This window comes from Vulcanococcus sp. (assembly GCF_044369115.1).
Lineage (GTDB): Bacteria > Cyanobacteriota > Cyanobacteriia > PCC-6307 > Cyanobiaceae > Vulcanococcus.
Genome location: NZ_JBIPMN010000068.1, coordinates 1 through 12,537, shown reverse-complemented (window position 1 = coordinate 12,537; position 12,537 = coordinate 1). Strand labels below are relative to the sequence as shown.

General features: G+C 64.5%; 11 protein-coding genes. 3 read left to right on the top strand and 8 right to left on the bottom strand.

Annotated features, from left to right (window positions below; translation table 11 throughout):
• From ACIQ2E_RS06910 to ACIQ2E_RS06890, 5 genes are all read right to left on the bottom strand, one after another.
• Positions 1 to 963 (bottom strand): glycosyltransferase (locus ACIQ2E_RS06910; RefSeq protein ID WP_398328068.1); only part of this gene is annotated, 963 nt, incomplete at its 3' end.
• Positions 960 to 2,879: a glycosyltransferase family 2 protein gene (locus tag ACIQ2E_RS06905; RefSeq protein ID WP_398328065.1), complete on the bottom strand. Its 1,920-nt coding sequence runs from the start codon at positions 2,877 to 2,879 to the stop codon at positions 960 to 962. The genes ACIQ2E_RS06905 and ACIQ2E_RS06910, both read right to left, overlap by 4 nt.
• Positions 2,876 to 4,051, bottom strand: coding sequence for a glycosyltransferase (locus tag ACIQ2E_RS06900; RefSeq protein WP_398328062.1), 1,176 nt, complete (start codon positions 4,049 to 4,051; stop codon positions 2,876 to 2,878). The genes ACIQ2E_RS06905 and ACIQ2E_RS06900 overlap by 4 nt, the downstream gene beginning before the upstream one ends.
• Complete coding sequence (locus ACIQ2E_RS06895) at positions 4,044 to 5,951, bottom strand: ABC transporter ATP-binding protein (protein WP_398328059.1); 1,908 nt, start codon at positions 5,949 to 5,951, stop codon at positions 4,044 to 4,046. Before ACIQ2E_RS06895 ends, ACIQ2E_RS06900 begins: the two co-directional genes overlap by 8 nt.
• 126 nt (positions 5,952 to 6,077) lie before the next feature.
• A complete protein-coding gene (locus tag ACIQ2E_RS06890; protein ID WP_398328056.1) occupies positions 6,078 to 6,890 on the bottom strand; it encodes a sulfotransferase family 2 domain-containing protein in 813 nt (270 codons plus the stop codon).
• Positions 6,891 to 6,977: 87 nt separating this feature from the next.
• On the opposite strand from ACIQ2E_RS06890, the gene ACIQ2E_RS06885 reads away from it, so the two are divergent.
• The gene (locus tag ACIQ2E_RS06885) at positions 6,978 to 8,252 is read left to right on the top strand and encodes an O-antigen ligase family protein (RefSeq protein WP_398328053.1); all 1,275 of its coding nucleotides are present in this window, start codon (positions 6,978 to 6,980) and stop codon (positions 8,250 to 8,252) included.
• Here the strand turns inward: ACIQ2E_RS06885 and ACIQ2E_RS06880 are convergent.
• From ACIQ2E_RS06880 to ACIQ2E_RS06870, 3 genes are all read right to left on the bottom strand, one after another.
• Positions 8,179 to 9,237, bottom strand: coding sequence for a glycosyltransferase (locus tag ACIQ2E_RS06880; protein ID WP_398328050.1), 1,059 nt, complete (start codon positions 9,235 to 9,237; stop codon positions 8,179 to 8,181). The genes ACIQ2E_RS06885 and ACIQ2E_RS06880 overlap by 74 nt on opposite strands.
• Positions 9,238 to 9,239: 2 nt before the next feature.
• Entirely contained in the window at positions 9,240 to 9,959 is a 720-nt protein-coding gene (locus ACIQ2E_RS06875; RefSeq protein ID WP_398328047.1) for a heme oxygenase (biliverdin-producing), read from the bottom strand.
• Positions 9,960 to 10,083: 124 nt separating this feature from the next.
• Entirely contained in the window at positions 10,084 to 10,548 is a 465-nt protein-coding gene (locus tag ACIQ2E_RS06870) for a hypothetical protein (RefSeq protein WP_398328044.1), read from the bottom strand.
• Between the two features lie 84 nt (positions 10,549 to 10,632).
• Here ACIQ2E_RS06870 and ACIQ2E_RS06865 point away from each other — a divergent pair, with 84 nt between their 5' ends.
• Positions 10,633 to 12,099: an NADP-dependent isocitrate dehydrogenase gene (locus ACIQ2E_RS06865; RefSeq protein WP_398328041.1), complete on the top strand. Its 1,467-nt coding sequence runs from the start codon at positions 10,633 to 10,635 to the stop codon at positions 12,097 to 12,099.
• Between the two features lie 7 nt (positions 12,100 to 12,106).
• Positions 12,107 to 12,537 (top strand): anion permease (locus ACIQ2E_RS06860; protein ID WP_398328038.1); only part of this gene is annotated, 431 nt, incomplete at its 3' end.

The window sequence follows — 12,537 nt, the reverse complement described above, 5'->3', positions numbered from 1 at the left end:
GCCGTTCTCACCATCCGAGATCAGGTCGGACGGTCCAGTGGGGCAATCGAAGGCCAGGCAGGCCACACCGCTGGCCATCGCCTCCAGCAACACGTTAGGGAACCCCTCGTAGCGGGAACTGAGCACAAACAGCTCCGCCCGCCCATACCAATCGGCCACATTGCCGGCACGGCCGGGGAACAGGATGCGCGATCGAGCGGGATGCAGGGGCGACAAGCCGGCGAGCAAAGCTGCACACTGATCTGCACCGCGGTAGGGGTCGGGCGTGAGGCCAAGCACCACCAGCCGCCATTCTGGATGCCGCTCGGCCACGGCGGCGAAGGCCTGCACCAACCAATCAAAGCCCTTCTGATGGGCCTTGGTGCCCACCGCCAGCAGCAGCCGCTGTTGCGGCTCCAGCCAGGCAGCGGGCGACAGGTGCGGAGCGAAGGAAGGCAGCGGCCAACTCACGGCGTTGGCGAGCACGCTGGTGCGACGCGCCAGCCGCTGCTGCTCCAGCCAGCGGGCGATCTGCTCGGTTTGCACCAGATGCAAGACCGCTCGCGGATAAGTGAGCCGGCGCAACCAGCGCCAGGGCAAAGCCGGCGGCTTGGCCGGGGGGAAGTTGCGCTCCGACACCACCACCGGCAGCCCAAGACCAGCCGTGGCCAGCAGCATCTTCACCGCCGGCAGCGTGGTGAGCACCAACACCAGATCGGGCTGCTGCTGCTGCACCAGGCGGCGCAGGCGCAGCAAGCGCAGCGGGAAACCGAGCGAGCCCAGACGCCGCAACCAGAGGGGCTCTGCGGCCTCCACCTGACGATCCAGAGCGACTGACACCGGATAGAAATCGTCCCGGGCGGGGCGTCGTGTGAGCAACAGCGGCTGGTGTCCCGCCTCCTGCAGCCAGCTGGCGAACTGCAGGGCCACCCGCTCGGCCCCGCCGGCCTTGAGCGAATCGATGTAGATGAGCACCCGGCTCATGACAGCAGGGCCTCAAGCCGCCGCTCCAAGGCCGGCGTGGTCACGTTCAGAGCCCAGAGCCCCACAGCCAGGCCGGGATTCTCCTGCTGCAGGACTCCCCGCTCAGCAACAGGCTCCAGCAGCGCCGCCACCCGCCAGCGCATCTGGGCCACGTAGGCGCGGTGATTTTCCTGAGCAGCACTGTGGCGGTGCCGATCCGCCCAGGCCTCCCGTTGCAGGGCATCCAGCAGCAGCAGGATCGCCTGCAGACGGTCACGGTTCTGCAGGCGCCAGGCCAGCAGCGCCGCCATACCCAGACAGCGGCACGTATTGGTGAGCAGCCGAAAGGCCACATCGGCCGGCAGCCCCAGCCACGGATGCGGCTCAAGCAACGCCAGGAGCTGATCGGCACTGGCCTGCAAACCGCTCTGCTCCCCAACCAGCAGCTGCAGATGCATCAGAGCGGTGAGGCTGGACACCAACAACTTGAAGCGATTGCGACGGTTGGAGCGCTGGCAGCGCAGGCTGTCTGGATCGCTCAGCAGCGCCTGCACCTGGGCATTGAGCGCCGGGATCAAGGCCTGCGCCAGTGGCCGGTTGGTGTCCTTGAGGCTGCGGTAGGCAAGGCTGATCCGGGCATAGGCGCGCAGCACCTCAGGCACGGCGACATCAGCGGCCATGGCCTCAAACAACGCCACCTGATCGGCGGGGCGCCGCGGCCGATAACCCCGGCGAAACAGCAAGCGATGCAGCACCGCCTCGCTGCCGTGCTGGCGCAACAGCTGCTGCAGATCCGCCCAGATCAGCTCCACCGGTTGCCCCAGGCGCAAGGCTGCGTCCACACGGGCTTTCAGACCCAGCTCCTGCAGCCGGGCCGGCAACAGCCAGACCAGGGGTGCATCAAGTAGCCAGCGACAGCCCACAGCCAGCCCCTGCCGGAGCGAACGGCGCACACCCTGCCAGCTGCGCCGCAGGCCGCTGGCAGTGTTGCGGAAACAGGCCAGCAGGCAGAGCAACGGTGCCCAGCTGAGGCGTTGCCAGCCCCAGAGCAACCAGAGCCAAGGCCTGATTGCAAAGCCCTCGCCGGTTGCAACCGGCAGCAACCGCGGCGGCAGCTGCCGCACCAGCGGAGCGGGAACCCAGAGCAGCTCGCTCCAGAAGGTGTCGCGACGCAAGCGCAGCCATTCGCGGCGGACGGCATCCGGCAGCTGGGGAGCGCTGCCAGGCTCCAGCTGCCAGTGGCCTGTGGCGGCATCTTGGCGGTAACGGGAACGCGGCCGGCTGGCCGACCAGGGGCAGGCGGCCGCCACCAACCGATTGGCCAGGGAGCTGGTGCGCTTCAGCGCCTGGGCTCGCTGCACTGCCCCCACACCAGCAACAGCCTTGCCCGGTTCAGCCCGCAGGAGCACCGAATGGCGAAGCACCCCGAGCGCCTCCAGCGGCAGCGGCTGCGGCTGCACCTGCCCATGGGCGATCAGGCGGGCTTTCAGGTCCTTGTCATCAAAGCCATAGCCCTGCATCAACTCGTTGAACCCACCCACCCGCTCGAAGAGATCACGGTCGAGCACCCATTGGCCCAGCCGCCCATCCGGCCCGCTACCCATCTGACAAACCGGCCCGGCATGGAGCCACTGCAGCGGGTGAAGCTGAGGCTCGGGCCAGCAATCGGCATCGAGCTTGAACAGACAATCGCCCTGGGCCTGAGCGCAGGCGAAGTTGTAGGCCCGAGCCAGATTCCAGCCCCGCTCGCCCTCAACCCGTAGCAGACGCAGGCGGGAATCGGCAGGCAGATCGCGGCGATCGATCGGGATTGCACTGCTCCAATCCACGATCAGATGCTCCTGGTGATGCGGCCACGCCGCCACCTGCTGAGCGCTGTGCAGCAGGTGCTCGCGGCGGTTCATGCACACCGTCACGATGCTGAGCCTGCGGGTCATGGGGCTGCAGCCAGGTCGGCGAGCATCGCTTCGGTGCGGCGCCGGTAGGTGTGGGCCTCGGCACCGGCCAAGCGCTGCTCACGGCTGGGACCGCCACCGGCGAGGGCGATGGCGATGGCCTGCTCAAACGCCTCGGGCGTGGGCGACACCAACTGGGCCAGATCGCCATACGGCTGCAAGGCATCGATCGCTGAAGCCACCACAGGCACACCGGCAGCGAGATATTCGAAGAATTTCATCGGGAACATCGCCTGGGTGTAGGCGTTGAACCCCAGGGGCAATAGCCCCACCTGGAATCCCTTGAGGTAGGCCGGCAGGCTCGCGTAGGAGCGCTGGCCGAGCAGATGCACGTTCGCCATACCTTGTAACGCCGACACATCCGTGCTGGGGTCGCCCTCTCCCACGGGCCCCACCAACACCAGCGACCACTCGGGCCGGCGCCGGGCCAGATCAACCAGCAAAGGCAGATCCAGCTTGTAGCCGCTCACCGCACCCACGAAACCGAGGCGGGGCTCCGGAATCTCGAGCAGATCGGCGGCGATGGGCAAGCCCGGATCCATCGCCTGAGCGAAATGAGCGCCGTCGGCCACGTTGGGATAGAAGCGGGTGCGTCTGTTGAGCGGGCTGAGGCTGCGCAGTAACGCTGGGGAGGTCACAAAAACCTGATCAGCGCGGCGGCAGAGCAGCTGCTCCCAGTGGCTGATCGCTGCGGCCGGCATCTCGGGCTGGGCCTGGATCGCATCCACACAGTGGTACGCCACCTGGCCGTAATCCAGGTTGGGCAGCACCGCCATGGTCATCGGGCTGTAAGTCCACAAACAATCGCGGCGCCAGCCGATGCTGCGCTGGGCGCGGGTTAGGCCCCAGCGCAGCAGCCAGCGATTGAGCTGCAGCGCCAAGCCGCCTGCAGCTCCAGGCACCACCAAGGGCGACCACACCCAGAGATTGGGACGCACCTGCCGCGGCAGGCCCATGGCGCGGCGAAGCCGTCGCCACACACGCCGCCCATCGGCCTTGGCACCGGGGCGAACCGCACGCAGACCGCGCAACCCCAGGGATTCCACGTAAAGCACCCGCTGCCCCAAAGCCGCCAGCTCACAGGCCACGTGCTGCTTATTGGTCCACAACGGCTGGTCCCAATCCGCCGTGGAAAGCAACGTGATGTCAGCCATCCTGGAGGGCCACCAAACGACGGAACGTGTCGGAGCGCTCCTGCAACAACTGATAAGTTCCGGAAGCTTTCACACACCCCTTTTCAAACTCAAAGATGCGGTCGCAATAGCGAATCGTGGATAACCGATGAGCGATCACCACCGTGGTGCAGCGGCGACCCACCAGCTCTAAGGCTTCGAGCACATCGTTTTCGGTTTTGTTATCCAGCGCGCTGGTGGCCTCGTCGAGAATCAACACCTTGGCCCGCTTATAGAAAGCTCGCGCAAGTGCCAAACGCTGCCGCTGGCCACCGGACAGGCGCATACCGTCCTCTCCCACAACGGTGTAGAAGCCATAGGGGAGTTCAGCCACGAAATCATCCAGCTGCGCCATCTCCAAGGCCTCCCAAACGCGATCGTCTTCGATGCAATGGTCATCGATGCCAAAGGCCACATTGCTGCGGATACTGGCGTCAAGCAGTGCAATGTTCTGAGGAACGATGGCGCAGCAGGCTTGCCAGGCCGGCAACTCATCGGAGGTCACCGGGATGCCATCCAACATCAGGCTGCCCTGCTGAGGCTGCAGCAAACCCAGCAAGAGGTGGGCCGCAGTGGTTTTGCCACCACCAGTGGCTCCCACGAGGGCAACACGAGAACCAACAGGAACGGTCAAGCTCACGCCTCGCATCACCCAATCGTCTGACTGGGGATAGCGATACCAAACCTGATCGAGGCGAATGGTGGCGCGGGGCAGCACGCCACTGGGAGTGGGTGTTGCAGCATCACTCAGCAAACGGCGCCGGGGCTTGAGCTCGAGCAACATCAACGCATCGCTGATGTCGGGCAGACCGCCACGCAACTTGTTAACCGAGCGAAAAATGGCCTGAATCGGCGCTGACAACTTGAGCGCGGCGAACATGATCGCCGCCAGAGTGGGGAGCGCATCGCGCAGCACCTTGCCGGAGTCACCCTGCAGCAACGCCGGAAGCAGCCCCACCACAAACAACACGGTGATACCAGCCGGCTCGATCACATAGCGCGGGATCTCTGGCAAGAGCTTGGTGAGGCGGTCGTATTTCTTGCCACGCACACCAATCGCTTCAAAGCGCTCGAGGTAATAGGGCTCTGCCCCATAGAGCTGAACATCGCGAATGGAACGGGTTGACTCCATCAGCAAGGAATTCACCCGCAACGAGAAGTTGAGTTTTTGCTTTGCGGCAAAACGAAGCGGTGGCGCGATCAGCTGCGAGGAAAGGGTGTAGGCGCCAAACAGAAAGACAAAGATCAACAGCGCCGGCCAACCAAAACTAAATACAATACCCACAGTGAGCACGGACACAGACAGGGCATTGGAAACCACTGTGAGCAGCGGCAGAATCAGATCATCGGAAATGCGCCCGAGGATGCGATTCAGACGCGCCAACAGGTGAGCCGTGTTTTGCGTCTGAAAGTATTCATAGGGCTGCAGCAACACGTTGGCATAAATCCGATTGCCGTAATCAGCCCAGATCTGCGCACTTAAAAAGCTCTGAATCAAGGAAGCGCCATAGCGCAGCGCCATCGACAGCCACACCAGGGCGATCACCAAAACAGCAATCCAGATGCCCTGATCGGCCCTGTTACCACCGAACACCAGGATCTGCGGGATGCGATCGGCAAGGCGCGAGCCGCTCAAAGCGCCCACCAACCGGGCCAGCAGGCCAATGAACACCAGATCGAGCAGGCCCACCACCAGCGACACGACGAGCAGCACGACCAGACCGCGCAAGCGCTGGCCAGGCAGATAGCTCAGCAGGTCCCGCAGCTGATGCAGGGTCTGGCTGTTGAGGAGCTTCAGCGGCGTCTTTTGGGGAGGGCGTTGATGAAAACCATGCAGCCCACCGTCGGGACCGGTGACCTCCTGGGCAGCGAGCGCCGACACTTTCACAGAGGCCAGTCACATCCAGCGCTTGCTTGCAAGGTATTCCGCAGCCGCGACCGCCGTTAGCAAACGTGGCCAGCCGGAGAACCGATTGACCCTCACTGCAGTGCCGGCCTCATCGAGCCTTCAGCCGATCACACCGGGGGCATAGCCACCCGCATAGAAATCGGGCTCATAGAGGCGAACGATGCGCTCCTCCACGCCGGGAGCCAGATAGTGCTGCAGCTTGCTGGCAGCCTGTTTGAGTTTGGGCGGCTTACCCGGAACCGTGAATTGTTGCTCCACCCGATGGGGGCGGCTGCAGTCGAGCCCATCCACCGTCAACCCGCGCTGACGCAACAGAGCCGGCAGATGCTGATCAATCGATTCCAGCTGGTAGATGGCATCGAACTGGTCAGGCGCGAAGGCCATCAGATCCACCTGGGGCCACCAATGGGCGTCGTCGTGCAGACCGCCCTCTTCGAGATAGGTGAGAAAACGCTCAAAGCCCTGCGGTGACGAATCTCCAAAGCCCCCGGCGGCGCTGTAGCGCTGGGCATGACCGGAACCCACCTTCTCCAGAAAACCCGAGAGCAAGCGCGCCCGCGGATCACGCATCACCGTGAAGAAAAAACACTGCGGCAACCGCAACAGAGCTCGCGGCCGGCGCAGGAGCTGACGCATGGTGCACCCCAGGGCAATCGCCTCATCCTTGGCCCGGCTGTAGGGCTGAGCAGCCTGCGGCGAGCCCGGCGCGAGTGCGTCACGCAGATAAAGGAGCATGGATGAGTTACCGCTTTTTTTGATGCGGTTGTAAGCGAGACTGGCCTGGGGATAGATCAACAGATTGCGAACAGCCGCTGCGTGCACCGGTTGCCGGCCCGTGCTCCAAGCCAACACGGCCGCGGCCACGCGGTCCTTCCGTCCCAGTTGTGGATTCACAACACCGCCTGCGCTCATGGGACCCTATCGCGTGCCCATCAGTTCTCGATCCGAACAAGGGGCATTGAGCAGCCTGCGATCCTTAAACGGCCTTCACCAGTGGCGATGACGCTGACACGACGCATCGGCATCGTCACGCCTCTGGTGTTAGCCCTAGCCATTGCTTCAACGGGGCTAATGCAGGAGGGAGAACGGCTGAGCGCCGCCCTCAGCCTCAGCTGGGTGGTGCTGAGCATCGGCCAGCAGGCAGTGAGCACGCCGGGATCAAACCGGCTCTGGCCTGTGGCCGTGCTGGCGATCCTGCTGCTCAACGTGCGGGGAATGGTGTTGGGGGAGAGCCCTAGGCCCGTGTCGCACGTTGACTACGTGCTGTTGATCGCCGCAGTACTGGCAGGCAACGGCCTACACATACCGCGCTGGCGCACCACGCTGAGCGGCATTTGCTTAACGGTTGCCAGTTGCGGCCTGTGGCAAGCGACAACGGTTTGGCAGCACCTCACCGGATCAGAGATCGGCTACCGGCTGGGATTTCTGCTGATCAACCAAACCGCTCTGCTGGCTGGGCTGGGGTGTGTGAGCGGCTTGGCCGCGCTGCAGCTGTGGCGAACACCCCAGGCTGCGCGCGCACAGCGCGGCATCCAGCTGGCCCTGGCCCTCGGCAGTGGCGGGTGCGCTGTGATGACCCTGGCCACCCACTCGCGAGCGGGAGTCGGCCTGATCCCCATCAGCCTGCTGATCGCCTGGGCGGTCCAACAGGGCACGCAGCATCGCCGCAAGCTTGGCGGCTGGCTGCGGCGGAGGGGCCTGGTGATGGCTGTGGTGGTGACCTTGCTGATCGCTACCCCGCTGGTCTGGCTCGCCAGCCCCCAGGGTCCAAGCCTGCGGCAGAACCTGGCCGCGCTTTATGGAACAGAAAACCGCACCAGCGATGCAGGACGCCTTGCCCTCTGGCGCTGCTACGCCAGCCTGCCTTTGAGCGGCAACAACCGCTTGATCTACGGCGTGGGTTATGGGCGGGCGCGGGAGTTGTGTCCGATTCGCCTGCCTGGCCGACCCAAGCCCCTCAGCCATGCCCACAACCTGCCGCTGCAGGTATGGGCCGAGGCCGGCAGCCTCGGGCTGGCGATGCTGCTGATCGGCGCTCTGCTGCTCGCACGTCGCGTAGTGAAGAAGCAACACACCCCGCAGGCCATGGCGCTCACGGCGCCACTGCTCTACGGCCTGCTGTTTAACCTTTTTGAACTGGGGATGTTGAAGGTTCCCCTGCTCACCGTTCTGTTCGGCGCGATGTTGTCAGGTGCGCTGATCAGAGCCTCAAACGGCGGCGCAACGCTGCCTTCATCTGGCGGCAGCGCAGCCGCCAAGGCGGAAGCGCCATAAGGAGCTGAGCTCGCTCCACGAGCCAGAGCTGCCAGTGGTGATCGATCTCAGCCACGGCCCGTTGCCAGCGCTCCAGCAGCACCGGCTCCTGCAACTGGTTCAGCAGGGCAGCCAGCGAATCGGGTGATGCCTGCCAGGCGGCGGGGTCGGCCACAGCAGCCGCGATGCGTTCCACATCAGCCTCCAGCATGCCGCAACCAATCTGATGCGCCAGCAAACCGGGATCGAGGCTGTCGGCCAGGGCATGGTTGAGGCTGCTGAACACCACGCAACCGCAGGCCAGTGCCTCCACCGGCGGCAGACCGAAGCCTTCGCTCACGCCGCGGCCGCGCCAGTAATCCGCGGAGTCATACACGTAAACAGTGGCACTGTTGAACAGATCCACCAGATCGTCGACCCAGCCGCTCTGCACCTCCACCCTCAGGCCACGCTGGCGCAAAGCTGGCACCAGCTGATCGAGCACATAGGCGCTGGTCTTGCGCTGCTGGATCAACACATCGATCGGCCGCGGGCCCTGTTGTTGCGCCTGAACAGCAGTGCCTGGGCGAGCGCCGCGCTCCAACCATTGGGGCTCCAGGGCATTGGGTACCAGGAACAGCGGGTTGCGCGGGGCACGATCCCCCCAGTAGCCCAGGGTATTGCGGCTCACCGCCAGCACGGGCACCCCCGGGGGCAGTGCAAAGCCATATCCACTGCTGTGGGCGTGATATGCGGTGGCACGGCCCCGCAAACGCCGCAGCAGCATGGGTACGTCGAAACCCCAGCTCACAATCCAGAGCGTTGCTCCGGATGTACAAGCCTCACTCAGGGGCTCAGCGCGCAGCAGGTCGTCGAGAAAGGGGTGCTCGGGCTCTCGCTGGCGGTAGGTGACCACCTCAACCGGCGCAACCCGAGCGACCAGCCGCGCCGTCTGCAGCTCCACCAACAGGCCGCCGCAACGAAACCTGCCGGTGGTGCCGGGAACCAGAAAGCGGATGGCACGCAAGATCAGGCAGCCACAGCCTCGGTGCTGCCGGCCCGCTGCCGCCGGGTGAGGAAGCCGAACAGCACCTTGCCGATGGCGGCCACCAGGTTGCCCTCGAGCTCCTGGAACATCTTCATGTTGAGGTGGAAGGCGTGGTTGGCCTCCTCCACGATGCGATCGGCCATGGCCTGGTCAATCGGCAAACCGTCGAGAGTGGAGCGGTAATTGGCCTTGAAGCCCTTCTCGTCAGGGATGGCGTCGAACTCGTAGAAGCGCAGGCCGTCGCGCTCACCAAGGCTCATCGCCTTCTGCGCAATGTTCTTGAGGATCTGACCGCCAGAGAGATCGCCGATGTAGCGGGTGTAGTGGTGGCCTACCAGTAGCTCGGGAGCCTCCTGCGCCACGTGATGGATTCGGGCCACATACTCCTGAGCAGCCGGCGTGGCTTTGACGGCGCTACGCCAACCATCCCCGAAATAGAAGGCGAGATCCTGTTCGAGTGTCTCGCGGCGGTTGAGCTCGGGGAAGCCCACAGGGCCCACTACAGGATGCCCTTCGCTGCGCAGCCTGCCGATCTCCTCCTCCATGGCGCTGTAGACGAAGTAGAGATCAGCCACCAAGGTTCTGTAACTGGCCTTATCCACCACCCCCTTGAGGAAGCAGCTCACAAAGCCGGTGTTCTCGGCCATCGTGTGCGACTTCTTGGTGCCTTCGCGCAATTGAGAAGCAAGGGCGACAGACATGGCTTCTGGTCGTGCTGAGCAGGGATGGTGAACTGCCGCATGGCAGAAGGGCCAACGTAGTTGGGGCGTCCGCCCCGGCGTCTTCAAGGTTGCGAAGGATTACGGCCGGCAGCCCACGGCCCGCTCAGGCAACACGGGCATCCAGACCGCCGCGGCGCTGCTGATCGCCATCAAACAATACGAACACACCGCGCACAAACCCCTGCACAGCCTCCACCACAGCAGGCTGAGGCAGATGCGTGCCCGTGGGCTGCCAGTCGCCCACGCTCGCCAGTCGCCAGCGCTCCGATTCATAGGTGAGGCCGCGAATCGTGACCCCCAACAGCCGCGGCCGGGCCGATCCGCCGGCGGGTGGCTGCTCCAGCCGCAGCTGCACCAAAAAGGAGCGGCACTGGCTGCGGGGGCTCCAGCCCGGCAGATGAAAGGAGAGGTCGATGCTCTCCTGCTCGGCGTGGGCGCGGGTCTGGGGATCGTCGCGCCAGGGCGTGAGGTTGGCGCGGGCATCCGGGAAGTGCTGGCGGAACAACACGGCAACGGAAGCAACGCGCTGCGCCAGTTCCACAGATCGGACCTGGTCGGACGCATTCATGCCGTTGCCCCTGCAGCAGAACCGCACATCTCCGAAACCTAGGCTCGCCCCACTGTTCACGCCGCCCTCGGTCAGCAAGCACCCATGGCCACCTACCAGAAGCTCACCGCCCCAGCCCAGGGCACGGCCATCCGCTTCGAGAACGGCCAGCCGGTGGTGCCCAACGACCCGATCATTCCCTTCATCCGCGGCGATGGCACCGGCGTGGACATCTGGCCCGCCACTCAGAAGGTGCTGGATGCCGCTGTGGCAAAGGCCTATGGCGGTGAGCGCCGGATCGAGTGGTTCAAGGTGTATGCGGGGGATGAAGCCTGCGACCTCTACGGCACCTATCAATACCTGCCGGAAGACACCCTCGAGGCGATCCGCACCTACGGCGTAGCGATCAAGGGCCCGCTGACCACACCAATCGGCGGCGGCATCCGCTCGTTGAACGTGGCGCTGCGGCAGATCTTTGATCTGTATTGCTGCGTGCGGCCCTGCCGCTACTACGAGGGCACCCCCAGCCCCCACAAGCGTCCCCAGGACCTCGAAGTGATCGTGTATCGCGAGAACACCGAGGACATCTACATGGGGATCGAGTGGGAAGCCAGCGACCCCGTTTGCCTCGAGCTGATCAAGCACCTCAATGAGGTGGTGATCCCGGCCAACGGCAAACTCGGCAAACGCCAGATCCCTGCCGGCTCCGGCATCGGCATCAAGCCGGTGAGCAAGCACGGCAGCCAGCGCCACATCCGCAAGGCGATCCAGCACGCCCTGCGCCTCGAAGGCAACAAGCGCCATGTGACCTTGGTGCACAAGGGCAACATCATGAAGTTCACCGAGGGCTCCTTCCGCGACTGGGGCTATGAGCTGGCCACAACCGAGTTCCGCGCTGACTGCGTGACCGAGCGCGAGAGCTGGATCCTCGACAACGCGGACAGCAACCCGGGCCTGAGCATTGAAGCCAATGCCCGCATGGTGGATCCCGGCTACGACGCGCTCACCCCGGAGAAGAAAGAAGCGATCTGCGCCGAAGTGAAGGGTGTGCTCGATGCCATCGGCGCCAGCCACGGCAATGGCCAGTGGAAGCAGATGGTGATGGTGGATGACCGCATTGCCGACAGCATCTTCCAGCAGATCCAAACCCGCCCGGCCGACTATTCGATCCTGGCCACCCTCAACCTCAACGGCGACTACATCTCCGATGCCGCAGCTGCTGTGGTGGGCGGTCTGGGGATGGCCCCCGGCGCCAACATCGGCGACAACGCCGCCATCTTTGAAGCCACCCACGGCACCGCGCCCAAGCACGCGGGCCTGGACCGAATCAACCCCGGCTCGGTGATCTTGAGCGGCGTGATGATGCTCGAGTACATGGGCTGGCAGGAAGCTGCCGACCTGATCACCCAGGGCCTCAGTGCCGCCATCGCCGGCAAGCAGGTCACCTACGACCTGGCCCGGCTGATGGAGCCGCGGGTGGAGCCCGTCAGCTGCAGCGGGTTCGCCGAGGCGGTGATCAGCCATTTTGAGTACACCGGCTGGCAGGACGACGACGAGCCGATCGATCTCTGATCGGCCTATGCGACTGCTTGCTTGGTCCCTGGTTCTGATCCTCCCTCCCCTGGGCTATGCCCTGGCGGGGGCGGCAGGGTTCAGTGTGGAGGCCTCGATCTTCACGGGTCTGATGCTGGCCACGGTGCTGCTGTGGATCTTTAGGCTGGTTGAGGAATTTGTGGCTCCCCTGGTGGCGGTGGTCGGCAGCCTGTTTGTGGGCCTGGCCCCACCCGCGGTGGCCCTCTCTGGCTTCGCCTCACCCAGCCTGTTGTTGCTGGTGGGAGTGTTTGCGTTGTCGGCGACGATCAGCTCATCCGGATTGAGCTACCGGCTGATTCTTCAGCTATTGATCCGCCTACCTGACAAGCCCCTATGGCACCAGCTGGCACTCCTGGGTTCGGGCTATGCCCTGTCGCCGATCGTGCCATCAGCCAACACCCGCATTTCCCTCCTCAA

Bases quoted from the DNA above. Each gene is read 5' to 3' on its own strand.
- ACIQ2E_RS06905 (WP_398328065.1), bottom strand. From the start codon at position 2,879: ATGACCCGCAGGCTCAGCATCGTGACGGTGTGCATGAACCGCCGCGAG.
- ACIQ2E_RS06900 (WP_398328062.1), bottom strand. From the start codon at position 4,051: ATGGCTGACATCACGTTGCTTTCCACGGCGGATTGGGACCAGCCGTTG.
- ACIQ2E_RS06890 (WP_398328056.1), bottom strand. From the start codon at position 6,890: ATGAGCGCAGGCGGTGTTGTGAATCCACAACTGGGACGGAAGGACCGC.
- ACIQ2E_RS06885 (WP_398328053.1), top strand. From the start codon at position 6,978: ATGACGCTGACACGACGCATCGGCATCGTCACGCCTCTGGTGTTAGCC.
- ACIQ2E_RS06875 (WP_398328047.1), bottom strand. From the start codon at position 9,959: ATGTCTGTCGCCCTTGCTTCTCAATTGCGCGAAGGCACCAAGAAGTCG.
- ACIQ2E_RS06870 (WP_398328044.1), bottom strand. From the start codon at position 10,548: ATGAATGCGTCCGACCAGGTCCGATCTGTGGAACTGGCGCAGCGCGTT.
- ACIQ2E_RS06865 (WP_398328041.1), top strand. From the start codon at position 10,633: ATGGCCACCTACCAGAAGCTCACCGCCCCAGCCCAGGGCACGGCCATC.